Raw genomic sequence first — 23,599 nt, forward strand, 5'->3', positions numbered from 1 at the left:
ATTAAGCTCAATAGTTTATTGAAGTTGCTCGATTTTTAAAAGAATATCTTTATTGGCTAATCCGCCTGCAAAACCGACTAATTTACCACTCGAACCAATTACGCGATGACACGGTGCAATAATGGAAATTGGATTCTTGCCATTGGCTGCGCCCACAGCACGAACTGCTTTAGGATTGCCCAACTGTTCTGCAATCTGTTTATAACTACGGGTTTCACCATAAGGAATTGCAAGCAAGGCTTGCCAGACTTGCTTCTGAAAAGACGTCCCTTCAAAGTCTAAAGGCAGGTCAAACTGCTGCCGAGCTCCCGCAAAATATTCCGACAATTGCTGCTGAGCTGTAGATAAAATCGGATGATCCGGCTGTTCAACCAATTCGGCCAAGCGCACACGTTTCGGATTTTCATTCTGCCAAAGTACCGCCACCAGCGCAGTTTCATGGGCAACCAATTTAAGTTGCCCCACGGGAGTGTGCATATACACAAATGAAAGTTGCATGACACACACCTCGCTGGCTCAATTGATAAAATGAATAGATTAGTTGGATGCCACTTTCATCAGTACCAGTCCTGAAACAATCAGCACAGCGGCCAGCATACGCAGCGCAGAAGCCGGTTCACCGAGCATCAAAACACCGACCAGAAAAGAACCGACTGCCCCAATGCCTGTCCAGATGGTATAAGCCGTTCCGAGCGGTAAAGATCGCATCGCATAAGCCAACAAGACAAAACTCAGCACCATAAAAACCACGGTAATTGCGCTCGGGACTAAACGGGTAAATCCGTCGGACATTTTCATGGCATACGCCCAAACCACTTCAAAAATACCCGCCAACAGCAACATCATCCAGGCCATTTGCCTTCCTCCAATTGATTAGAGTCAGGTCGTCCTGACGAATTTTCTTGGTGCAAAATCAATTAATCTTGCCTCAAGGGAGGTCGTTCCTCCTTAAATATGGGTTTATTATACGCAAATCTGCTTCAAAATAGCGCAAAGACCAAGTTTTCAAAATACTCGGGAGTTTCTGGCAATCAAAAATGGGCCGACCCTGAGCCTGAATCAATCAGCACAGAATCAGCCCAATCCAAACAACTCAAACTACATTTCTGAGCAAGGTTTAAAATTTAAACCGAATGCCCGCACCATAGAGCCACCCCTGTTCGGAATCAGTTCGCTGCTGCCAGTGTGTTTCCTGATTGCCTTTTTGATATTCATAAGACACATCAATAAACGGCATAATTTGCTTACTGATTTCGTAACGAGTTTCCAAACCGCTCGCAATACGACTTAACCCTGTTTTTTGTGCATATTTAGAGTCATCACTCAATACCACATCCATATCCAGATAAGGTTTAACAATCAGTTTTTGGGTCAATAAAAGATCCCGCTCAGTTTCCAAGCTTAAACGCCATTGCTGATCTTGACCTACGTATAGATAGGCATCCGTTTCAAAGAAATAGGGGGCCATACCATGTAACCCGATAACGGCATCCACTTGATTTTCATCCACCTGACGGTTCGGATCATTACGGTATTGTATACCCGCCTGTGCATCCCAAAAATCTGAAATCATGCGGCTATACAAAACTTTGGCTTCGGTCTCTGCACGATGCGATTCTGCTTTATCGCTATGTAGCTTGATAAACAGTTTATTTTCATCAGTACCAATGCGGGTCTCTAGTTCGGATTTTAACGTTCCCTCACCCTCGTCATTACGCAACCAGCGACTTTCCAAGGTCGTCGATTGATAAATCTGCCCACCATGTTCTTTCAGATGTGCCGCGTGATCAGCAGCCTCTGTGCCAGCCGAAGTAGCAACCATGGTTTGATGCTGCATCATAGAATGCTCATGCTCTGTCCCCATCGTGGTCATGGACATGCTTTCGCTTGGCATCGGCATCGTCGTATGTGCGTGGTGTGGTGTAGTAGCATCTTCCGTTGCAGCCCATGACATTGAACTGAGCAAGATTAACGATGAGCTGAACGCCATAAAAGAAAACTTAGTGATGTGCATGTTCAGCTCCTTGTGTTACAGGTTGCGCAGATGGCTGCTTGGTTTGCTGAGGATCAACGTTGGCCACGATCAATTTACTCATCATGCCTGAAGACATGTGATAGAGCAGATGACAGTGAATCGCCCATTCACCTAACTCATCCGCAGTCAGGAGTGCGGTGACTGTTTTGCCTGGCGGCACCACCAAAGTATGCTTATTCGGCATATTGGCAGCACTTTGTCCATTTTCCAGTTGCATAAACATGCCATGTAAGTGCATAGGATGCGCCATCATGCTGTCATTAATAAATTTCAGACGAACACGTTCACCATATTTCACTTGCAAGGGCTGCATCTCAGTAAACTTTTTACCATTGATGGTCCAGATATAACGCTCCATGGTGCCACCCAAACGGATTTCTAGTTCGCGTTCGGCTGGTCGTGTATCTTTTTGTGGTTCCAACGCCACCAAATCGGCATATTGCAAGGCTTTATGTCCCTGCGGTGTGGACGCATTCGCCCAACCCTGTACTGGTGTATGCGCTGCTGAACTTGTGGTTGCAGCCTGATGCTGAGCATGTGTTGAATGCTCCATATCCTGCTTCTCAGCGTGATTCGTTTGAGCGTGATCCATGCCCTGCATCTCAGCATGATTCATTTGGGAGTGATCCATGCCCTGCATTTCTGCATGATTCATTTGAGAATGGTCCATACCCTGCATCTCCGTATGGTTCATTTGGGAATGATCCATACCCTGCATCTCAGCATGGTTCATTTGGGAATGGTTCATACCCTGCATCTCAGCATGGTTCATTTGAGAGTGATCCATGCCCTGCATCTCAGCATGATTCATTTGAGAATGATCCATATTTGTATGCGATGAACCATGCCCCATATCTTCCATGGTCAGTAATGCTCGTGGACGTGCAGTAGGCATACTGATAGGTGCGTTTACACTGCCTTCACGCTGTAAAGTCGCCAATGCAAAACCTGTACGGTCTATCGACTCGGCTTGAATCTGGTATTGCGGTTGTTGTGGCTCAACCACAACATCATAAGTTTCAGCGGTGCCTATGCGGAATTCATCCACTGCAACAGGTTTCACTGGCTGTCCATCGGCACTAACCACGGTCATTTTTAAGTTGGGAATACGCACATCAAAGAATGACATGGCGGAAGCATTGATAAAACGCAAACGAACTTTTTCATTCGGCTGAAATACTCCCGTCCAATTCTGTGCTGGCGTTTTACCATTCACCAAAAAGGTATACCCCGTTACATCAGACAAATCCGTTTTTAACATGCGCATCTGGTTCCACATGGAACGGTCTTGCCATGTGCTTTTCACCCCAGCGCGCTGCGTTTGCTTCAAGACATCTGCCAGCGTTTCTCGCTGATTCTGATAATATTCTGCTGATTTTTTCAAATTCTTCATGATCTGCTCACTGCTCGATTCATGAAAGTCTGACAACATCACCACATAATCGCGTTGCGCTTGTTCGTGCTGGGCAACAGGTTGTTTGCCTTTAGGATAAATGACCAAGGCACCATATAAACCATCTTGTTCCTGACCTTTGGAATGTGCGTGATACCAATAGGTGCCGTTTTGACGCACTTTAAAGCGGTAGACAAAATCGGCATTCGGCTTAATGCCTTTAAAACCGTTAAATCCCGGTACTCCATCCATTAAACCTGGCAGCAATAAACCATGCCAGTGCAATGAAGAATCCTGATTTTTGAGCTGGTTATGCACATGAATCACTGCCTCATCACCCTCTTCAAACTCTAAAAGGGGGGCAGGAAATTGACCATTTACGGTAATACGTTTGACAGGCTTACCCGTTAAATTCACGGTCGCTTCAGCAATGGTGAGGTGATATTCCTTAACCGCAGCAAATGCCCATGAAGAGGAGAATATGCATAGCCCAACGATGAGGCTTTGACGAAATAAAATAGACATGACTTAACCTTTATTCATGAAATTAATGAAAATTTTGTTCTGAATAAAGTTAAGCTTTGGGTGGACGGAGAATCTCTTGCCAATAACCAATCAAATGTTGTGCGTTATAACGGCTATGTAAATTGGATGCTCGATCCGATTGAAGATGTTGCAAGTCCTCAGCTACCGCTGTGTCTAACCAAACCGTTAAGCTTTGGCAATGCAACTGCGCACAGTCTGCACATTGCTTTATCGAGGTGCTGTTTAGATCACGGTCACAGGGGCTACTTTGAAGATCAGCAGCGGCCTTATGATGCTGCATGCTCGCTGCATGGCAATCCGACTGCGCGATATGCATCTGCTTTTGGTGTTGCTGATGCTCAGTGCTAATTACTTCAGTTACTGGCTCAAGTGCAGACAATTGCTGCTGCAACATTTGCGCGTGCATCGGCATGCTCGACGCATAGACAAGACTACTCCACCCCATGACAAAAGCCATCAGGCAAACAAACCAAGACTGTTTGCGAAGTAAAGTGCTCATGCGAAAACCCATTAGCCAGAGGTAATGACACTCAATAATGAAATTACAGCATACCCAAGAATGCCGTTATACACAATTTTTTCTACACAATCGCTACTTTTTTCAAATCCTGTAATGCTTCAAACATTGCCTGTTATTCATTATTTTTTAGTCTGTATTATTTTTAAGCCCAGCTGAATAAAACAGCAATTTTTTCAAGCATTAATTTGCATAAAAAAGAGCACGAATGTGCTCTTTTTATACATAATAAGTCTAATGTCTAAACGTTTGATGTGGAATCGTTTATTGTTTAAACAAGATATCCATAAGGTTATCTACATAGATATCGACAAGCTTATTCACAAAGTTATCCACAACTCGCCGCATATTTATCCATAGGACTTATACATTCACTGAACCGACTTTCGCCAGTTCTGCACGCATTTCATCAATCACGGCTTTGTAGTCTGGCTTACCAAAAATCGCTGAACCAGCGACGAACATATCTGCACCCGCTTCGGCAATTTCGCGAATATTGGCTGGACCTACACCACCATCCACTTCCAAGCGAATGTCACGTCCTGAAGCATCAATAATTTTACGAGCCTGACGCAACTTTTCCAAAGTCATCGGAATAAATTTCTGCCCGCCAAAACCAGGGTTTACACTCATCAATAAAATTTGATCAACTTTATCCAGTACATAGTCCAAATAATGTAACGGGGTTGCTGGGTTAAACACCAGACCAGCTTTGGCACCGCCTGCTTTAATCAGTTGTAAAGAACGATCAATATGTTCTGTAGCTTCTGGGTGGAAAGTAATAATATCTGCACCAGCATCCAAGAAATCACCAATCATACGATCCACTGGCGAAACCATTAAATGCACATCAATTGGGGCTTTAATGCCATAGTTTTTTAATGCCTTGCAGACACCCGCACCAAAAGTCAGGTTCGGTACGTAGTGGTTGTCCATCACATCAAAATGCACCACATCAGCACCTGCCTCTAATACTTTTTCAACATCTTCACCCAAACGAGCAAAGTCAGCAGATAAAATTGAAGGTGCGATTAAATAGGGCTTAGACATGGATCAACCTGAGAGTTCATGAATTTAATGCCAATATTATAGCAAACTGCGACCAAGGTCTGTGACATTTCATTTTTGCAACGGAGCGTTGCAAAGGACTACTGTTTAAGCACAGCAAATTTGTTAAGGTGAAATCCCTACATCATGGTCGAAGAAAATGAAAAGCAGCAGTCAAATTGCCACACTCGAATCTGCTCGTATCGCCAAGCGTTTATACAATCACTGGAAACACAAATTTGAAGTCAAAGAATCTGAGCAACAATTTGAAATTATCATGCCTGAAGCGCAAGTCAGCCTGATTCCACAGGCTGAATACTTAGCCGTTGAAATTACCGCAGCAGCAGAAAAGCTGGATCATTTGGAAAAAGTGGTGCTGGATCATTTAAGCCGTATGGCACAGCAAGAGTTTGCAGCAGAATGGCAGCGGAGTTAAACTCCGCCCCATCTACAGTGATTAAGATTCAAGTTGTACCGCATGAAATTGTAGGTGATCATCCATAAAACTTTGGATAAAGTAATAACCATGATCATAACCTTCATGTTCACGTAAAGTCAGTGCCTGCCCCGCTTGTGCACATGCCTGTTTAAAAGCAGCTGGATGTAATTGCGCATAAAACTGATCTTGCAAACCTTGATCAATCAAAATTTCATTAAATAACGCACCTTTCTCTATTACCAAAGCTGTTGCATCATGCTGCTGCCACTGGCTTTGATCATGGCCTAAATAATTAGAAAAGGCTTTTTCTCCCCAAGGACACTGACTTGGTGCACAAATCGGGGCAAATGCTGATACAGATTTAAACTTCTCTGGGTATTTAAACGCCAAAGTTAATGCGCCATGTCCTCCCATGGAATGTCCAAAAATTCCAATTCGATGCTGTTGAACTGGAAACTGCTGCATTATAAGTGCATACAGCTCATGCGCGATCAAACGTTCCATTTGATAATGTTCAGCCCACGGCGCTTGTGTCGCATTAATATAGAATCCAGCCCCTTGTCCGATATCCCAATGATCACCTTGAGCCACTTGTTCACCACGTGGCGAAGTATCCGGGCTAATTAAAATCAGCCCCAATTGAGCCGCTAGTCGTTGTGCATGTGCCTTAATCGCGAAGGTTTCTTCGGTACAGGTTAAACCGGCCAAATAAAACAAGGCTGGACAGGCCTCACCTTCAAGTGCTTGTGGTGGGAGAAACACCCCGAAACGGCTATCGCCTTGCAGCGACTCAGAATTAAAACGATAAATCCTTTGCTCACCATCAAAACAACGATTTTGTTGTAATAATTCCATCTTCACTTCCTTTTTTAAGGTGTATGCGCAACCGCTTGCGCTTGAGTTTGCTGTGTCATTGTAGTGGGCGGAAATAAGCGTTGCTCCAGTTGAGGCAACATCAGTTCCATATTTTTACCAATCGACCACTGCGGTTCTGAAGGCTCAAAGCCTTGCGCCGTTTCCCATTGCGCCACTGTATCTTTGGCTTGCGCAAAGGCATCTTTCATCGAATGCTGTTCACGCATGGCCTGATCAAAAAAGGCACGTCCGAAATAGGTATAGTCTGCTTCACTCGAACAACCGAATGAGGCACGATCTGCAGCAGAAGCGGTAATAATTAAGGTATTGTCATTTTGCAGTGCCGAGACAAAACTGCCCGAATAACAGGCTGAAATCACAATGACACGCCAGCGAATCCCTGAACGATCTAAGGTATCCCGCAACCATTTAGGATCAACTTGCGCCAAATCGAGTGGCGCATTTTCCATCTCGAACTGGTTCTGTAAGCCATGTGAAGTCATATATAAAAATAACACATCACTTTCACGATTCATTTGCTGACCCATTCGCTTTAACGCCAGCTCCATACTGGTGCGCGAAGCAATTGGAATCTCGGTCCGTGTCGCAGGGTTATTCACCAAAATCAGCGAACGTCCGAAGGTGCCAAAACGGGTATCAAACTGTTCGCGAATACGCTTGACCTCAGACATAAATACGTCTTGATAACTCGCACCTGCCACCCCCAAGAAATACCAATGTGACTGAGCAAACTCGCCATATTCAACTGCTTGTAAGCTTTTATTTAATAATCGGCTTTGTGCATAAAAGGCATCTTCAGCAAAAGTTGGGGCAACCTCTTCCACTTTCCAGATGGGTTGGCTTTTCACAGACATCTGCCACACCACCAAGGTGAACAGTGTCGCCAGCATAATCAGTGCTCGCTCCCACCACGGCCATTTCAACTCACGGGCAAAGACCCAGACCACGGCCAGACTTTGCCAAACAAATAGCACCATGAAAATGGTCGGCAAGTAATCATAAAGCGCATAAGGCAAAATATCGATCATGCCCAAATACTGAATCAGACTTTGCAACAAGGCGATGTGCGTGTCCAAGACCAGCCACAATAAGGCCGGAACCAACATTAGACGTGGATTATTAACACGTTGTGATAAGAATATACCAACAATTAAAGCGATAAAGGGCCATAGCGCATAACTCACTAAGCCTTGCGAGTTAAACTCCCCGACTTCTCCCGCACTGAGCCAACTAAACAGGGTATTGGCGCAGCCGCCTAAAATCCCCCAAAAAATCAGTTGCAGGATGGAAGGATGCACAATCTGCAAGGCGCGACGCGAACCCAAAAAAAGCCACATCCCTGCCGTTTGGTTGCTTTTAAAATCGTGCCAAAAATTTATGGAGGGTTTGAAATCAATTTTCATAAGGTGTTCAGGTGGCTAATGCTGTTCGCTCAATCGCATTGTTAGTTTATGCTTGATCAGGGTTTTATCAATATTATTTTTAACTATATAACAAATCTTTGCCCAATAATGAAGCAATTATCCTAAGGTCGGATGATCAAGCTGGAAGTAAGCATCAAAGCGACAAGCATCCCCTTGCCATTGGGTATCCGGTTGCTGGTCATTCAGAAATACCGCCAGTCGTGGACGCTTCACCACCACCCGTTTTGCAATTTGCTGCGCTAAAGGTAAAAGCTGATCGCCTAAATCCATTTCCCCATCTTCAGGTAAAAGCATATGCAACAATTGCATCTGCTTTTTCACTTGCGCCTGCTTTTTCACTGCCTGTTGATTTTGATCGCGTTGCGGGAACATCGGGTCTAAATACACCACATCACTGAGCTGCTGCTGTTCGGCACATTGCTTTAAGTAATCTGCAGAATCAGCAAAAACCAAATTAATCCGGGCTGCAATCGGAGCCAAGTAGGGATCTTGCAGTGCTTGCCGTTGTGTATCTTCCAGTAAGGTAAATAACACGGGATGACGCTCGACCAAGGTCACTGTAGCCCCAAGTGCCGCAAGCAATAGGCTGTCATGCCCAAGCCCTGCTGTCGCATCGATTAAACGCGGTTTTTCAGCCAACTGACAGGCACGTGCAATCATTTCAGATTTCAGTGATGCCCGCTTTAAGCGTGGAATTTCAGCCTGCCAATCGGGCTGCATTTTCATCCCGTTGGCACATAACCATAAGCCCTGTTCATCTACACACAGGGCCAAATCTGGATTTAACCGCAAAAAGCGCGCATTGAGTTTTTCAATCTGCTCAATACTGACAGCAACACCACGTGAAACAAGCACAGCCGCATAGTGCTGCGCGTGTTGTTGAAACTCGGCTTCTGTATATAAGCGCAATTCGCTTACCATAATTTCCAACCTGTGAAGGCAAACATCAAAATTATGATGCCAGAAAGAATGCGGTACCAAGCAAAAACCATAAAATCACGTTTTGCCACATAGGCCACCAAAGCACGAATTAAAATCAGGGCTGAAATAAATGAAACAATGATACCAACCGCTAAGACTGTCCAATCTTCGGTGGTTTGATACACGTCATAGCTTTGATATAAATCGAGTAGACCTGCACCAATAATGACGGGAATACCAAGAAAGAATGAAAACTCAGTCGCAGCTTTACGAGATACCCCAAGGAACATGGCCCCAATAATCGTAGCACCTGAACGTGATGTGCCAGGGACTAAAGACAGAACCTGAATTAAACCAATCCAGATTGCCTCTTTGTAGCTAATGTTTTCAACCTCTTGAGCATTGACTGTTGGTGGATTTCTTTCAATCCACATAATAATCAAACCGCCAATAATCAAGCCTAGACCCACGGTAATGTCATTAAACAACAGTTCTTTAACCGTCTGTCCAAAAGTCAAACCGACCAGAATAATCGGAATCGAGGCAATAATCAGGTTAAATCCTAAATGACGTCCTTTAGGTTCACCCGTAAACATCCCCGTGGCTGCACCCCAAAGGCGAGACCAATATTCATAAATAACCGCTGCAATTGCCCCCATTTGAATCGCAATTACAAAGACATCGCTTTTTTCTTTGGTCCAGAACTGCATTAACTCTGATGCCAGAATAAGATGCCCTGTACTCGAAATTGGTAAAAACTCAGTGATACCTTCAACGATACCCATAATCGCTGCTTTCAGCAGCAGTAAAAGATCCATAGAAAATCCTAATTATGATTTGCCTTGTTCTGGAATTTTTTTCCACGCATTATCACGTAAATATACTGGAAGTGCTTGTTCTGCGCTAAACCACTGCGCTTTGCCTGCGGCTGCTCGGGCAATCTGAGCAATATCTTGTGCAGTCGCTACCAACTGTTTGAATGCTAAAGCGTCAGGCTGAATTAAAGCTGAACCCGATCCAACTAAAGTAAATTTTGTTGCTTCTGCCGCTTGCGCATAGTCTAATAATTGTTCTTCATCAATGGCTTGCATAATGCCTTGATCATCCAGACTAAAGCTGGCGATATAGACTTCATTCATACGGGCATCAAGAACTGCAGTCACTTGGGTCAAACCCTGCAGTCGATAAGCCGCTTGTGCCAGAGCTTGTAAGGTCGAAACAGGAATCACGGGGACATCATGCGACCATGCCAAAGCTTGCGTGACTGCGGCATTAATTCGAACCCCACTGAATGAACCCGGTCCTCGGCTAAAGGCGATCGCGGTTAAATCTGCTGTGCTCAGACCTAGTTGCGTATAGCCCTGTTCAATCATCGGTAAAATGGTTTGCGTTTGAGCTTTTGCACGCGTATCTAATTGGAAAAACAGTTCTTGATTTTCATCTACGATAGAAACAGAACACTGTTCATTGGCTGTTTCTAATGCCAGCAATTTCATGCTCAACCTTGCTTCAATTTAATCTTAAAAAACGAGGGCTATCATACTCCACTCATATCTTGGACGCGAGAATTTCCAACGGTAGATACAAAAAAACCAAGCATATGCTTGGCTTTTTAAGATGAGATTCATCAGAACTCAAAAACTTCTAATTGGGTGAACTTTTTATAATGCTCGGCATAATGTAGGGCGCTCAGTTTGAGTTTAGCTTCAACATCGGCATCTAAGCTTTTCACCACTTTGCCAGGTGAACCCATGACCAATGAATTATCGGGAATGACTTTACCTTCTGGAATTAAAGCATTCGCACCAATAATACAGTTTTTACCAATCACCGCATGATTCAGAATCACAGCATTAATTCCGATCAATGAATTATCGCCCACGGTACAACCATGCAGCATCGCTTGATGGCCAATGGTCACATAATTGCCAATCCGCATCGGAATGCCCGCATCGGTATGTAACACGGCATTTTCCTGCACATTGGTAAAATCCCCGAGTTTAATGCTGCTGTTATCTGCACGGATCACCGCACCAAACCAGACACTGACCTGCTGCCCCAATTCCACTTGCCCAATCACCGTGGCATTGTCTGCGACCCAGCCATCAAAGGGAGCATGCGTAGCTTTCGGTGCATGCCCTGCAAATTTGTACATCATGTTGAGTTACGTCCTTTTGTTTTGAGTAATGCCTGCTGGGCATAAAATAATGGCGAATTTAATAAAAATGGCCATTCCTTTTGATAATTCAATCCATATTGAAACAGCGAAATCAGCATGCGTGCGGTAAGCCCCCATACAATTTCATTTTCTACCCGCATACTGGGAAAATATAAGGATTGTTGGGCATAACGCACTTCATAGGGTGTCGGTGGAGCATCCATTAAATGTTTTAAGGATGCAAAAAAAATACGATCAATTTCTGAGGGTTGCGCAATTAAATCTACCTGAGGCGGAATGAGCCCGACAATCGGTTTGACCAACATTCCATTGCGGGCCTTTTGCATCGGTAAATCACCGAGCAGACGAACATCAAACGGATTTAAGGCGGTTTCTTCTTGGGCTTCTCTGAGGGCCACCACAATATTGCTGGTATCTTGAGGATCACGCTTCCCTCCCGGAAAAGACACCTCCCCCGCATGATTCGACAAATACACGGAACGGCGGGTTAACAATACTTTAGGATCAGCTTCATCGGTAATCGCAATTAACACAGCAGCTTCGGCTTCACGCTTTCGGGTCGAAAATCTTAAATGCTGTTGTAACACATGTGTTAATGAACGATCATCCATATCACTCACCTCTATTCTTCTTCTTTTCATCATAGCTGAATTTTGAGTGGATTGGAGAGAATTGATGTCAAAGTTCTTTTTTTCAGTTATGCTGAGTGGCAACTTTATCATTGATGATGAATATGAACTTCTGCGGAAATTGTGGACATAAAACGACTGAAAAAATCCCACTTGGCGATCATCAATTACGTCGCGTTTGTACAGAATGTGGTCATATTCATTATGTAAATCCCAAAGTCATTTGTGGTGCTTTGGCAATCTGGGAAGACAAAGTCTTACTCTGCCGCCGTGCGATTGAACCACGGTATGGCTTATGGACGCTTCCTGCGGGTTACATGGAACTTTTTGAAACCATGGAACAAGGTGCAGCACGAGAAACACGTGAAGAAGCCGAAGCCGAAGTCGCCATTGAACAACTGTATTGTATGTACAATATTCCCCGTATCGGGCAAATCTATGTGTTGTTTAAAGCTCAATTGATTGATGGTTCTTTTGGTGCAGGCGAAGAAAGCATTGAATGTCGTCTCTTTGAAGAACATGAAATTCCGTGGACAGAGTTGGCGTTTCCAAGTGTCGAGCAAACCCTGAAACACTATTTTGCCGACCGTAAAAACAATCAGTTTGTGACCCATTTAGAAACGCTAGGCACTCGTCTGGATCATACTGGTTAAAAAATCACAGATTTCCAAAGACTCAAAAGCCGATTCAATTGAATCGGCTTTTTTTGCATAGCAATGATTTAGATCTTCGCTTTCACCGTATAACACGAGGCTAAATTCATTTCCAAAGTTCCCCCGCTTAATTTTGCCAAAGCGGTGTCTTCTGCGGTTTCATCGGTGTTGTTGGCGTTATAGACTTTTTGAAAACTGGCATAACTATTGGCCCATTTCACACTCTCGCCTGCCGAATCGGTAAAGCTAATACGTCCGGTGCTACCTGCGGATGCATTCAATAGATTTTGCACATGCAGCAATGCTCCACCGACCACAATACTTTCACCTGCGGCAGACGTTTGGATGCTGGAGTTCACTCCCACCAAGGCGCCATTGATGGTTTTTAATGCTTCATCACCCAAAATTAGACGTAAAGAAATGGCCCGATCATCAATAAAGGCACGTGACGTCGTCCCCAAACGGTATTGCTGAACGCCATTACTGTCTTTTAAGTTACTGCCTATGCTTAGACTACAGCTCCCTGTACTCATATCCATATCAGTTGCAGCTGCTTTCATATTGGTACGAATGTCGCCATTTTCATCAATCACAATGCCCAGTTTGACATTCGGTACGGTGCTATCGCTAAATTTAAAGGTCAAATCGGCATAAAGTGGAAAAATATATTTTTCACCAGCGACGACATTTCCACTCGATTTGAAGACCTGTTTATCTAAATACGTGATGGGGAAAACTTTAAAAATATCTAATGAGCCTTTATAAGTATCCGTTGCCCCATAGCGCTGTTGCCATTGACCTAAATCTTTCAGGTCCTCAGCGGTCACCGTCGTTTTTTGCGTCAGTAACTGATAAAACTTTTCTTTGCCGGCAATCATATAATCATTATACAACTTGCCCTGATATATGCTCAGATCCTCAGACTCTGGATCATCTACCCCAATATAATAGTGCTGGTCAATGCGTTTATTCAGTGGATTGATCCAATGATTTTGCGGATAAGCCGTCATTCGGGTTGGCTTATAGCTCCGAATCAGTTCGGCATTCACCCCCGCTATTGAGGTTAAACCTGATTTAGCCAGCCCTCGCCACTGCAAGCCGCTGCCAAAGGTATAACCCTGACGATCAGTCAGTAACATAAAATGTCCAAACAAATGCTTGGTGCTGGTGTCATTGGCTTCACAGATCTCTTTATTACAACCTGTTAAACCATCCGAACCTGTAAGGCTACTAATCACACTTCCAGAAGTGGAAAACAGTGAAAATTCTGGCTGATACACCGCAGCATTACTGATATTTAAAAGCTTAGTGACGACTTCAAATGCTTCTGCATCAGAAATCACCGATACATCCAACCATGGCTTGATTATCGCAGCATACTCTCCATTGACGACCTGTTGCGCCGTTATGGAACTGCTCATCTTATCGAGGCCTTCACGAATACTGTCATTGATATAAAGCGCTTGAATATCGGTTTTATTGTTAATACTGCCCTGTTGTAATGCCAATGCCTGAATCATCTTGACCAAATTCATCGCGGTTTTGACAGTTACATCACTCGGATCAAGTGTCACGGCGTTCCGATTGGTCATACCTACCGCTATATCTAGTACCGTTAAACGTGGAATTTGGTTGGTACTCACCATAGCAATATTACTGATCGGGAAAGATCCCAAAGCAATCCGTTTATCAGCTTTGCCCAACAAAAATACATTCACCGTATCGCTATACTTACAGGTTCCTGTGGAGACCCCGTTCTCTAAATCCATCAAGGTCACAAAGGTATTTTGTGTATCACTACTACAAGAAAAATTTAAACCATCTAAAGGATAGTCGAGTGCGAATTGAATACAATTGGCAGCACCTGCCGTACAACTCCCATTGACGGTACTGTTATTATTTTTTTCGGGAATAATGTTGGCACTTTCACCTCCACACCCCGTCAGTCCAGCCATCAATCCAGAAAATGCTAACGGTAAAATATATTTATTTTTCATTGCTATTACTCTTAAATTCTACTAACGAATTGCGGTTAGCTTGATTTGTCCCTGATTACTGAGTTTTTGATCTTCAACATCAACAGCCGAAAGTAACGGCGTCATAAAAATGTATCGGGTTTGAGCGGGCAGTTGTAACATACCGTCCATCACTGCATAGCGATAAGTATTCCCCAGCCGATCTTGATTTTTAAAACCCGTTACCCCTTCTATGACACAACCGGATTGATCTAAAAACACCACAAAAGGCCAATAAAAACTCGGCTGATGTTGACTTGCTGCATAGGAACTTAACTGCACATTTTGAATTCCTGCCTGTACTGCCACCACTTCATAATCAAACTGATCTTTTAAAGGTTGCCGTGCCCAAACATTGACGTCCTGCTGTGCTTTCAGCACTTTGGCTTTCTGTATTTTTTTATCGCGATAACACGCTTGTCCAAGACTCTGAACCACTTGCTCTTTAGCGATTGGGTAATATTGGGTTGATAAGCTAATAACTGAACTTTCATCCTTTTGTTGCGTGTTAAACAGACGATCCAATACTCCTTTATTGACCCCTTTTTCTCGTTCAATCACTTGTAGTCGTGGTGTTAACTCCTTATCTACCACACCTTCTGGCATGACATAAAAGCGCTTTTTATTTTCTAAGTTAAACTCTTGCCCTTCTAAATATTCATTTTTGACATAGCGTTCGCCATTCACTTCAAAAAAACCATTCGATGCGGATGTGTGTGAACTTATGTTGGGTGGGGGCGCTAATCGGCTCGCTTTTTCAAATGCCATATTAGTTTCAATTTGATGCAAAGCCCGGTCAACCGATGTCGCTGACATAGAATCTGTAGCGATGGTTACAGGTTGATGCAGCGATTCAACAACGTTTTCAAGTGCTGGTTTCGCCTCACTTTGCTGAACCGTGATTGCACTGGCTTTGTGCGCATTTTGTTCCGATAGCCTATTCACTGGCACTGATTTCTGAATTTCCACCTTTGAAGTGGGCAGTTGCTGAAGTTCAGTCACTGCTATGGTTGTTAATGCCGTATTTTGAGTGGGTATGACTGGAACTGGCTTCTGCGCTAAAGGTTTGGCATGGCTCACGGCTATTTGATTAACTGGAACCGATGGGTGCTGCGGTTGTTCCATTTTGGAAAGTTCAGACAATCGCTCTACCTGAGCAGCTTGAACACCGTGAGGATTATTTTTTGAGCTTTGCGTCAACGCTGGCTTACTCTCCGAAACCTGCTTGTGTACTTCAGTTTTCTTGATCTCGGAAGTGACGCGCGGCACCACCATTGGACGACCATCTGGACCAATAATGGTATAAAACTCTGCTGCATGTACCGCGCATGCCATAGCCCCACACATGAACAGCAGGGTTGATGGCACGCTTGCCACTCGCCAATTTATCTTCTTTGTTCTTACCATTTTGTACGATAGCTCAACCCTAAAATTGTGAGATTGGTTTCTGTTTTCACGTTCAGCCCCGCATAAGGGTTTAATAAAATATTATTCACCCCAGTTTGATTCGATAAAGTACTGGTATTGGCTGGGATACTGTCCTTACTGCGTAAATAACCAATAGATAAGTCAAGATCGGTATCCGCATCAAATCGATACCCCACTCCTAGACCAAACAATTGCGCATTATTGATCGGGACCATGGTATTACGCTTATCATCAGGAATTGCACTGGTTCGCGGTTCATAGCCTGCACGCAATTTCAGACGATCCGTTGCGGAATACTCTATGCCTATGCCATAGTTCCATGGCGAATCAAAACGCAGCGGTAAGGCCAGACTATTGTCAGTAATATCTGGAGATAACAACTTCGCAATTTTCAAGGCTGAAATTGAGCGGTCAAATTCAAACTTAAACTTGTCCCAAGCGCGATAATCGGTCCAGCCCACATCAAAATTCACCTGTAAATCCGGTAAAATTTTATATTTAATCCCGGCTTGAATATGCTGCGGATATTCAAAATCCATAGATACCAAACCCGACTCCGAAGCCGGAATACTTTGCGGAAAGTCTAGAATCGCGGCAAGAATTTGCCCAGTCGGTGATGACATCAAGCCATTAATTAACTCTCGTGGTGCTTTGGAGTTATCAATCGTATATTTACCTTTTAGGCGCATTTTCGCTGCACTTTGATAAACCATACCAAAGCTGAAATCATCCGTAGGTTCCCACATCACTCCTAGGTTAAAACTGGGACTCAAAGATTGCTCCATGGCCACTTCCATTCGACCAAACAGACCAAACGGGTTCATCCCCTCCTCGGCATTACATATCCCGAGTAACAAAATATCGGTAATGACATCTGAATTGTCTTTAAATGGCGTACACACCACTTCATCAATCATGCGTAACATCCCAATCATTTCATTGGGAAAACGCAAATCCGTTTTTAGCGCAAAAGCCTGATAGGACATGCCCACGGAGGCACCGATTGAAAGTTCATCATTGACTTCAAAGGCGATTGAGGGAGACAAATAAGTAAACCGCTCCAAAGCAACCTGCTGTCCCATAAAGTTACTCGGATTCCCATTTTCAGCTCCAAATCCTGCGACAAGCGGTGCATAAAATGCTGTAGCAAAGGTCATTTTCGAACCTGGCGGCTTATAGGCAGCGCCTGCTGTTGGGGCAAGCATTGGCATGCCTTCGCCTAAATCCACAACTTTCTTCAGAAAAGGCACATACAAACTAATATATTCAACATCGCCATTAACGCTGCCCTTATAGTCGGTACACAAATCTGAAGCGACTTCTGGTCCATCATTACAAATTAAAGGATCATCTGAATAACCAAAAACGTTATAACCTTCAGGGGCAGAATATTGCCGCTGAATATTAAAATTGGCCAAGATTCCTTGTACATCTGTTTGTAAACCTTCAATTTTGGTTAATGCTGCGGGGTTATAATGCACAGCACTGACCCCAGGTGGGTCCGCCGTAACAGCATTCCCCATTGCCAGTGAACGAATATCTACAGATAGATTTTGCCCGAGTTGAGCAAAAGCCATACTTGAACAGCCCGATAAAATTATCGCTGAAACTAACGGGCTAAGTCGTACCTTGTACATGCGACCGCCCTCTTAGCTAATTTTTTTACCAAAACCTGCAATATCTAGTGGCAAAGACAACCCTAGTGAAACATCAGGTGCATCTTCGGTCAAACCAATGCCTAAGGTGCCATTCACAATGGTTTCTGGTGAAACGCGGACACCCAATGAAATTGCAAAGGTTGAACTGGTTTGATCAGCTGGAGAGTAACTTTCGCCAGAGGTATATTGGAACTCCGCCCCAGTATTAAAACTTTGTTGATAGGACATCGTCATCGAGACATCATAGTTAAATGAATAGGCAAATCCGAATGAAAAGCCACCACTCATGCCTGGATCAAATTCTTCAATCACACGAGGACCGCGACGCTGGTCTAGTCCTGTTTCTTTGAAACCATAATTGGCTGAAACAGATGCAAAAAGTACCACTGGGTCAATATATTTACGTGTACTTGCTCCAACACCCACTGAATAATAGCCCTTACCAGTCGCTAAATCGGTGATTGGGTTAATCTCATAAGGACTATCTCCTGTTTTGGTTGATACATTACCAAACAAAATCAGTGGTATACGTCCTGTTTTTAATGGGAAGGGTTCCCAGCGCGTGCCAAAGGAAATATCGCCTAAACCCGCCGTTGAGGTATCTTTTAAATTATCGGTTTTTGCCACCAAAGGTAAGGATGCAGTCAAAGTTAAATTATCTAAAACACCATACTGAACGGTGAACGTATTGGTTAAAGTATGGCTGGCATTTTCCTGTACACGTAATTGATACAGACTCCCTTGTGCCATCTCTAAATCTAATTGAGTATCTCGATAATAGGTATAATCCACATCATAAAATGCAGAGATATCACCTTGTTTAATGAGAGAATATTGGCGCTCATTTGAGGTAAAGACCTCTTCAAGATTGGTTTGCTTGGTGGCATCACCTTCTTGTTGCTGTAATGCAGTTGAAGCATCCTGCGGTGCCGCTGTTTCAGCATCAGTTGAAACGGCTGTATTGGGTGTTTCTGATGTTAACTCTGTCGCGTAAGCAGTCCCCATTAAAATTTGGATACTCAGCACCAAGATTGTTTTACTCATCCATTGATTTTTCATTGCAGTCCACTCTATTCTTTTTTTATTTGCTTTAAACTGTGCTATTTGCTTTTGTAATATAGGCGTAAATGTCGATCAACATATTGGCCGTTCATCTCTGATTCAGGGTTATTATTGACAATTCTTGAGGTCGTTGCTCCCCGATCCGCCAGTTTTTCCATATAAAACTGCGGATATTGGATATCAACTAATGCGTAACGGTTTACGGTTGCATCCTCAACATGGCGCATATCGCTTTCCTGTAATGCCAATAAATTTTTGCGCTGCTCTGGTGGTACGCTAATTAAAAATAACGTGTTATTTTCCCAAACTTGCTTAAAACGCTCTTCATCAAAACTAATATTGCCCAACGCAGGATCGGCTACATAGACACGGCCATCCTTATAAGCCTTGTACACGACAAAATGTTTAAAGCCCGCGTAGGAAATAGGAACTATAGCGGGTTGGCCTTGAGCAACTAAATCTGAAAACTCGCCTTTGTAGCCCCCACTTTCTAAGCCCAAAGCCGCGACAAATCGTTTCATGTCTAATAAAGAAAAGCTTCGACGCTCAATAATACGTTCAGATTCACCAAATTTCAGTAAACCCGTCATGGTTTGCTGTTCAGTGAGTTGCGTCCCAACATAACCATTTAATAAGGTGGTTAATGCAGCCGACCCACAGCTGTAATCATAGGCTTGTCGAACGATGCCACGGAACTGATCAATGATTGCGGGCTGAATTTGTACAGTCTCACGATGCATCCGGGTAAAGGAGTCTTGCCGTGAATCTAGGGTTTCTGTGTAATAAATAGTCTCAGGTGGTTTTTCTTTGATTTCAAAGGCTTGTGTGGCAAAAAAATACATCAATGCCGAGCCGAATGCGATCTCTAACATATTTCCTAACTTTCTAGTTTTCGGCATGATGTGCCTGAAGTTTATTATTTTTCTAGAGTAAATACTCTATACTTCCATGTGTTTTGAAAGATACCTGTTTTTTCAAAAAAGAAACAGCTTTTTCTTACTTTTTTCGATGAATTGAATATTTTTTGTAAAAAAAAGCGCGTGAACTCACGCGCTTTTTATATAGAAGCGATTAGTGACCAGAAATCGTAATCACAGCACCAGGAGTATAAACTCCCATAGCTGGACTGTAATAAGTCTGTAAGCCTTGCACCTCGACATCACCAATTGATGCTGCACCTTGGCTACCCAAATGAACTCCTTTCACATAGTTATCTACTGGACCGCTTGAGCTAATAATACGTAAATAGCCATTGTTTGCACCTTCAGCACCAATGACGCTAATCGCTTGATTCAAGGTTAAATCTTTTGCATTGGCATCAGCAACTTTAATGCTCTCCACAAAGATTTGACCTGCTGCACGGTTACCTGCGGTACCATCACCATTACCCTGCTTAGTTGAATTATCTAAAATACCTAAATTGGTAATTTCTAGACCACCAATCATTTGTGCATTCAATTTCACCATCGCACCTTGAGGCGCTGCACCGAGTTGAATATTGGCAGACATCGGGCCTGTTTTTAATGATAAACCAGACAAGATCGCATTGTAGTTCGCGTCATCCCCACCACGACGAATACTTGTAGAAGCTGCAGTTGGAAGCGCACCTGAACCTGTTACCCCAATTTCACCAATTTTAATATCTAAACCAGAAACTTGCGCACCAATGTTTAAGAATGCTCCGCCAGTTCCTGTTGTACCCGCATCGCTATCAATGGTTAAATCTGCAAGGTTACGTGAAGCTAATAAATATGCGCCAGCGTTGTCATAGTTGGCACCAATTACAATACCTTTGGTAGCCGTTGCACCAGAACCATTACCTTTAATCACAATTGCACCAGCAGTTGATGTACCACCAAATCCTGCTTGACCAGCCGTACCCGCTGCTGCCAAACCATCATTGTCATGAATGAATAATTTTTCAATTTCAACCTTAGAAATGCCAATTCCGATATTTAAACCATCTTGACCCGTTGCCGCGCTTAATGCAGCATCATCCATTGCTTGCATAGCCATCGCATTCGCGCTAATAGCCATCGAAGAAACTAAAACTAGTTTAGTCAAATTTTTCATGTTCCACTCTCCCAAGAGTATTATTTTTCTTTAGTGTCAACCACTCGATGTAACCGCTGTTTTATTTGTTTTTCGACAGCGCCACATTTTTCCTTGAGCGATCCGTTGGCCCTGACAACGTTATATGTGTGTTATTTTTTGTTCAACTGCTGTTGGTCGCAATATGAATCTTACCGACAAACGGTATTTACTGTATTGTTTCCTTCACATTCGAGTAAACTATAAAATATCGTTTTGACGAAAGCTTGCTCCGAGTGTATGACCACCCCTTCTTTCTCCCATAAAATTCTTTTTGATCAATCTCTTAGTATTCAAGATATTCTTTCTCGTCTAGATGATTTATCACATTTCATTTACCTTAAGAATAACCACGCCCCTGTCATTGCATTTTTACCAGTCGAATTTGAATGGGTAAAAAATGGAAAGCGTGAAACCTATCAGCGAACCCCAAACTACCAATATCAACAAGTTGAAACAGCCTTAGACTTTAAGCCATCGGCCTATCAAGACAGCTTGAACAAAGGCTTCAATGGTGGACTGATGGGCTTTATTGGTTATGACTTTGCCAGTGGTCAGCACGTGAATGTTCACTCAAAAGATCAACCTGCTTATTGGCTTGGTCTTTTCCGCAGTTATCTAAAATACACCGAAGATGGTTGGTATTTTTACAGTGATGAAGCCGAAGCTGAACAACTGTATACATTCATTCAAACCCAATTAAATCGAGTTAGTAACATTGATGCCTTGCAACTGACTCAGGCTTGCCAAGCACGTTGGAGCAAACCACAATATCAACATGCTTTTGCTCAAGTTCAAGACTACATTCGAGCTGGGGACTGTTATCAAATTAACCTCACCCAAGAGTTTGTAGGACAAGCCGAAGGGCGCTTATTATCGGTTGCTCAAGAGTTTTGGCAGCTCACTGATGCCCCTTACTCAGGTTATCTAAAAACCGAAGGATTTGAATTATTAAGTTGTTCCCCCGAATTATTTATCGAATTTTTAGCAAATCGAAAACTGGTGACCAAACCGATTAAGGGAACCATGCCACGCTATGCCGATCCTCAACGCGATGAACAATCTAAATTAAAATTAAAACAATCCCCGAAAGATCAAGCTGAAAATGTCATGATCGTTGATTTGCTTCGCAATGACTTAAGTGTTTATGCTGAAACAGGTTCTGTGAAAACTCCAAAACTTTTTGAAATTGAATCCTTTAATCAGGTTCATCATATGGTCAGTGAAGTGAGGGCCACGCTCAAACCTGAGGTAAATCCCCTAGAGGTTTTAATGGCAGCATTACCAGGCGGATCAATTACTGGTGCACCTAAAATCCGCGCGATGCAAATCATTGAAGAACTTGAAGGTGCTCCGCGAGGTGCCTATTGTGGTTCGCTTGGGTATTTTAATTTTGATGGCACGGGTTGCTGGAATATCTTGATTCGATCCATTCAAAAATCGCAACAAGACCTTTCACTCTGGGCCGGTGGCGGAATCACCATTGCATCAGATTGTGATGCTGAATATCAGGAATGTTTTGATAAAGTTTCTGCCATGCTGAACTTACTCAATACATGGCAGAAAACTCATCCTTAAGCGAGAATATCTTGCTTTAAGGTTTCGACTAAACGTTGATTTTGCTCATCTGTTCCGATGGTAATCCTTAGGAACTGATTGATTCGTGGCTTATTGAAGTAACGCACAATAATGCCACAAGCACGCAATTCTGCTGCCAGCTCTCCTGCATCTTTACCTGGTAAGGATGCAAAAATAAAGTTGGCTTTTGAAGGTAGCACATGAAAACCAATCGCTTGCAGTTCAGTGACTAATTGCTCTCGACTGCGAATGACTTTTTCACATTGCTGTTCAAAATAGGCCTGATCTTCAAATGAAGCGATGGCTGCTGCAATTGCAAAACGGTCAATCGGATAAGAGTTAAAACTATTTTTCACAGCTTCAAGTGCAGCGATTAAATGCGGCTGACCAATTGCAAAACCAACTCGTAAGCCCGCTAAAGAACGTGATTTGGACGTGGTTTGACACACCACTAGATTTTCATACTTTTCCACTAATTTAACCGCAGATTCCGCACCAAAATCGACGTAAGCTTCATCGATTACCACCACAGAATTTGGATTTGCTTGCAGTATTTCTTCAATCGCGGACAAGCCTAAAGCGATACTGGTTGGAGCATTTGGATTGGTGATAATGATACCGCCATTTTCCTGCTTGTAATCGTCAACCTCAATCTCGAATTTCTCGTTCAGCGGTAAAATTTGTGTATTTACCCCAAAGAACTGACTATATACAGGATAAAAGCTATAAGTAATATCTGGATATAGAATCGGCTTTTCTTGTACCAAAAAGGCTTTAAAAATGTGTGCTAAAACCTCATCTGAGCCATTGCCCACAAATACATGATGCACATCCACCTGTTGTTGTTGTGCAATCGCCTGCTTTAAAGCCATCGCATCAGGATCTGGATATAAGCGTAAAATATCCGCAGAATTCACTAACAGCGCTTGCACCGCTGCGACCACTTTAGGTGAAGGCGGATAAGGGTTTTCGTTGGTATTTAATTTTAATAAATTTTGAATTTTGGGCTGCTCGCCAGGGACATAAGGTTCTAACTCACGTACTTCTGGACTCCAAAATCGCATTTGTTCAGTAGTGATGGTCGACATCTTCATTTCTCTTATCTTTT

General features: G+C 43.2%; 23 protein-coding genes. 3 read left to right on the forward strand and 20 right to left on the reverse strand.

Going from position 1 to position 23,599, the window contains the following annotated elements:
- Positions 1-15: 15 nt before the first annotated feature.
- The 6 genes from ACX17N_RS15555 to rpe all read right to left on the reverse strand — a co-directional run bounded on the left by ACX17N_RS15555 (position 16) and on the right by rpe (position 5,541).
- Positions 16-498 (reverse strand): methylated-DNA--[protein]-cysteine S-methyltransferase, encoded by a 483-nt coding sequence (locus ACX17N_RS15555; RefSeq protein ID WP_458893472.1) that lies wholly within the window; start codon positions 496-498, stop codon positions 16-18.
- A gap of 39 nt (positions 499-537) precedes the next feature.
- Positions 538-855, reverse strand: coding sequence for a DMT family transporter (locus ACX17N_RS15560; protein WP_458893473.1), 318 nt, complete (start codon positions 853-855; stop codon positions 538-540).
- Positions 856-1,117: 262 nt separating this feature from the next.
- A complete protein-coding gene (locus ACX17N_RS15565; protein WP_458893474.1) occupies positions 1,118-2,014 on the reverse strand; it encodes a copper resistance protein B in 897 nt (298 codons plus the stop codon).
- Positions 2,001-3,953, reverse strand: a complete 1,953-nt coding sequence (locus ACX17N_RS15570; protein ID WP_458893475.1) for a multicopper oxidase domain-containing protein — start codon at positions 3,951-3,953, stop codon at positions 2,001-2,003. Before ACX17N_RS15570 ends, ACX17N_RS15565 begins: the two co-directional genes overlap by 14 nt.
- 49 nt (positions 3,954-4,002) lie before the next feature.
- Entirely contained in the window at positions 4,003-4,473 is a 471-nt protein-coding gene (locus ACX17N_RS15575) for a hypothetical protein (protein WP_458893476.1), read from the reverse strand.
- 381 nt (positions 4,474-4,854) lie between these two features.
- Positions 4,855-5,541 carry a ribulose-phosphate 3-epimerase gene (gene rpe, locus ACX17N_RS15580; protein ID WP_458893477.1) on the reverse strand — a complete coding sequence of 229 codons (687 nt, stop codon included), beginning with the start codon at positions 5,539-5,541 and terminating at the stop codon, positions 4,855-4,857.
- A gap of 157 nt (positions 5,542-5,698) precedes the next feature.
- Between rpe and ACX17N_RS15585 the strand changes: the two genes are divergently transcribed.
- Complete coding sequence (locus ACX17N_RS15585; RefSeq protein WP_458893478.1) at positions 5,699-5,974, forward strand: DUF2218 domain-containing protein; 276 nt, start codon at positions 5,699-5,701, stop codon at positions 5,972-5,974.
- A gap of 21 nt (positions 5,975-5,995) precedes the next feature.
- Here the strand turns inward: ACX17N_RS15585 and fghA are convergent, their stop codons facing one another.
- From fghA to ACX17N_RS15620, 7 genes are all read right to left on the reverse strand, one after another.
- Positions 5,996-6,832 carry an S-formylglutathione hydrolase gene (fghA, locus tag ACX17N_RS15590; protein ID WP_458893479.1) on the reverse strand — a complete coding sequence of 279 codons (837 nt, stop codon included), beginning with the start codon at positions 6,830-6,832 and terminating at the stop codon, positions 5,996-5,998.
- Positions 6,833-6,846: 14 nt separating this feature from the next.
- Positions 6,847-8,256, reverse strand: coding sequence for a C13 family peptidase (locus ACX17N_RS15595; RefSeq protein ID WP_458893480.1), 1,410 nt, complete (start codon positions 8,254-8,256; stop codon positions 6,847-6,849).
- A gap of 117 nt (positions 8,257-8,373) precedes the next feature.
- Positions 8,374-9,198, reverse strand: a complete 825-nt coding sequence (locus ACX17N_RS15600; protein WP_458893481.1) for a class I SAM-dependent methyltransferase — start codon at positions 9,196-9,198, stop codon at positions 8,374-8,376.
- Positions 9,192-10,016, reverse strand: coding sequence for an undecaprenyl-diphosphate phosphatase (locus ACX17N_RS15605; protein ID WP_458893483.1), 825 nt, complete (start codon positions 10,014-10,016; stop codon positions 9,192-9,194). The genes ACX17N_RS15600 and ACX17N_RS15605 overlap by 7 nt, the downstream gene beginning before the upstream one ends.
- Positions 10,017-10,028: 12 nt before the next feature.
- Positions 10,029-10,694, reverse strand: coding sequence for a tRNA (adenosine(37)-N6)-threonylcarbamoyltransferase complex dimerization subunit type 1 TsaB (gene tsaB, locus ACX17N_RS15610; RefSeq protein ID WP_458893484.1), 666 nt, complete (start codon positions 10,692-10,694; stop codon positions 10,029-10,031).
- A 131-nt stretch (positions 10,695-10,825) separates the two neighbouring features.
- Positions 10,826-11,356 (reverse strand): gamma carbonic anhydrase family protein, encoded by a 531-nt coding sequence (locus ACX17N_RS15615; protein ID WP_458893485.1) that lies wholly within the window; start codon positions 11,354-11,356, stop codon positions 10,826-10,828.
- Entirely contained in the window at positions 11,353-11,988 is a 636-nt protein-coding gene (locus ACX17N_RS15620; protein WP_458893486.1) for an NUDIX hydrolase, read from the reverse strand. The genes ACX17N_RS15615 and ACX17N_RS15620 overlap by 4 nt, the downstream gene beginning before the upstream one ends.
- A 122-nt stretch (positions 11,989-12,110) precedes the next feature.
- Between ACX17N_RS15620 and ACX17N_RS15625 the strand changes: the two genes are divergently transcribed.
- Complete coding sequence (locus ACX17N_RS15625) at positions 12,111-12,659, forward strand: NUDIX hydrolase (protein WP_458893501.1); 549 nt, start codon at positions 12,111-12,113, stop codon at positions 12,657-12,659.
- 68 nt (positions 12,660-12,727) lie between these two features.
- On the opposite strand, the gene filF is transcribed toward ACX17N_RS15625, so the two are convergent.
- The 6 genes from filF to filA form a co-directional block, all read right to left on the reverse strand.
- On the reverse strand, positions 12,728-14,656 hold the full coding sequence (gene filF / locus ACX17N_RS15630) for a putative pilus system protein FilF (protein ID WP_458893488.1): 1,929 nt from the start codon (positions 14,654-14,656) through the stop codon (positions 12,728-12,730).
- Positions 14,657-14,677: 21 nt separating this feature from the next.
- Positions 14,678-16,009, reverse strand: coding sequence for a putative pilus assembly protein FilE (gene filE, locus ACX17N_RS15635; protein WP_458893489.1), 1,332 nt, complete (start codon positions 16,007-16,009; stop codon positions 14,678-14,680).
- 65 nt (positions 16,010-16,074) lie between these two features.
- Complete coding sequence (gene filD, locus ACX17N_RS15640) at positions 16,075-17,739, reverse strand: putative pilus system OmpP1/FadL family transporter FilD (protein ID WP_458893491.1); 1,665 nt, start codon at positions 17,737-17,739, stop codon at positions 16,075-16,077.
- A gap of 12 nt (positions 17,740-17,751) precedes the next feature.
- A complete protein-coding gene (filC, locus tag ACX17N_RS15645) occupies positions 17,752-18,819 on the reverse strand; it encodes a putative pilus system protein FilC (RefSeq protein ID WP_458893492.1) in 1,068 nt (355 codons plus the stop codon).
- Positions 18,820-18,860: 41 nt separating this feature from the next.
- Positions 18,861-19,694, reverse strand: a complete 834-nt coding sequence (filB, locus tag ACX17N_RS15650) for a putative pilus system C39 family peptidase FilB (RefSeq protein ID WP_458893493.1) — start codon at positions 19,692-19,694, stop codon at positions 18,861-18,863.
- 199 nt (positions 19,695-19,893) lie between these two features.
- Positions 19,894-20,895 (reverse strand): putative pilus system protein FilA, encoded by a 1,002-nt coding sequence (gene filA, locus ACX17N_RS15655; protein ID WP_458893494.1) that lies wholly within the window; start codon positions 20,893-20,895, stop codon positions 19,894-19,896.
- Between the two features lie 258 nt (positions 20,896-21,153).
- On the opposite strand from filA, the gene pabB reads away from it, so the two are divergent.
- Positions 21,154-22,491 (forward strand): aminodeoxychorismate synthase component I, encoded by a 1,338-nt coding sequence (pabB, locus tag ACX17N_RS15660; RefSeq protein WP_458893495.1) that lies wholly within the window; start codon positions 21,154-21,156, stop codon positions 22,489-22,491.
- On the opposite strand, the gene hisC is transcribed toward pabB, so the two are convergent.
- Positions 22,488-23,579, reverse strand: coding sequence for a histidinol-phosphate transaminase (gene hisC / locus ACX17N_RS15665; protein WP_458893496.1), 1,092 nt, complete (start codon positions 23,577-23,579; stop codon positions 22,488-22,490). The two genes, pabB and hisC, sit on opposite strands and share 4 nt — an antisense overlap.
- Between the last annotated feature and the right edge of the window lie 20 nt (positions 23,580-23,599).

It is taken from the genome of Acinetobacter sp. GXMZU3951 (genome assembly GCF_054457875.1).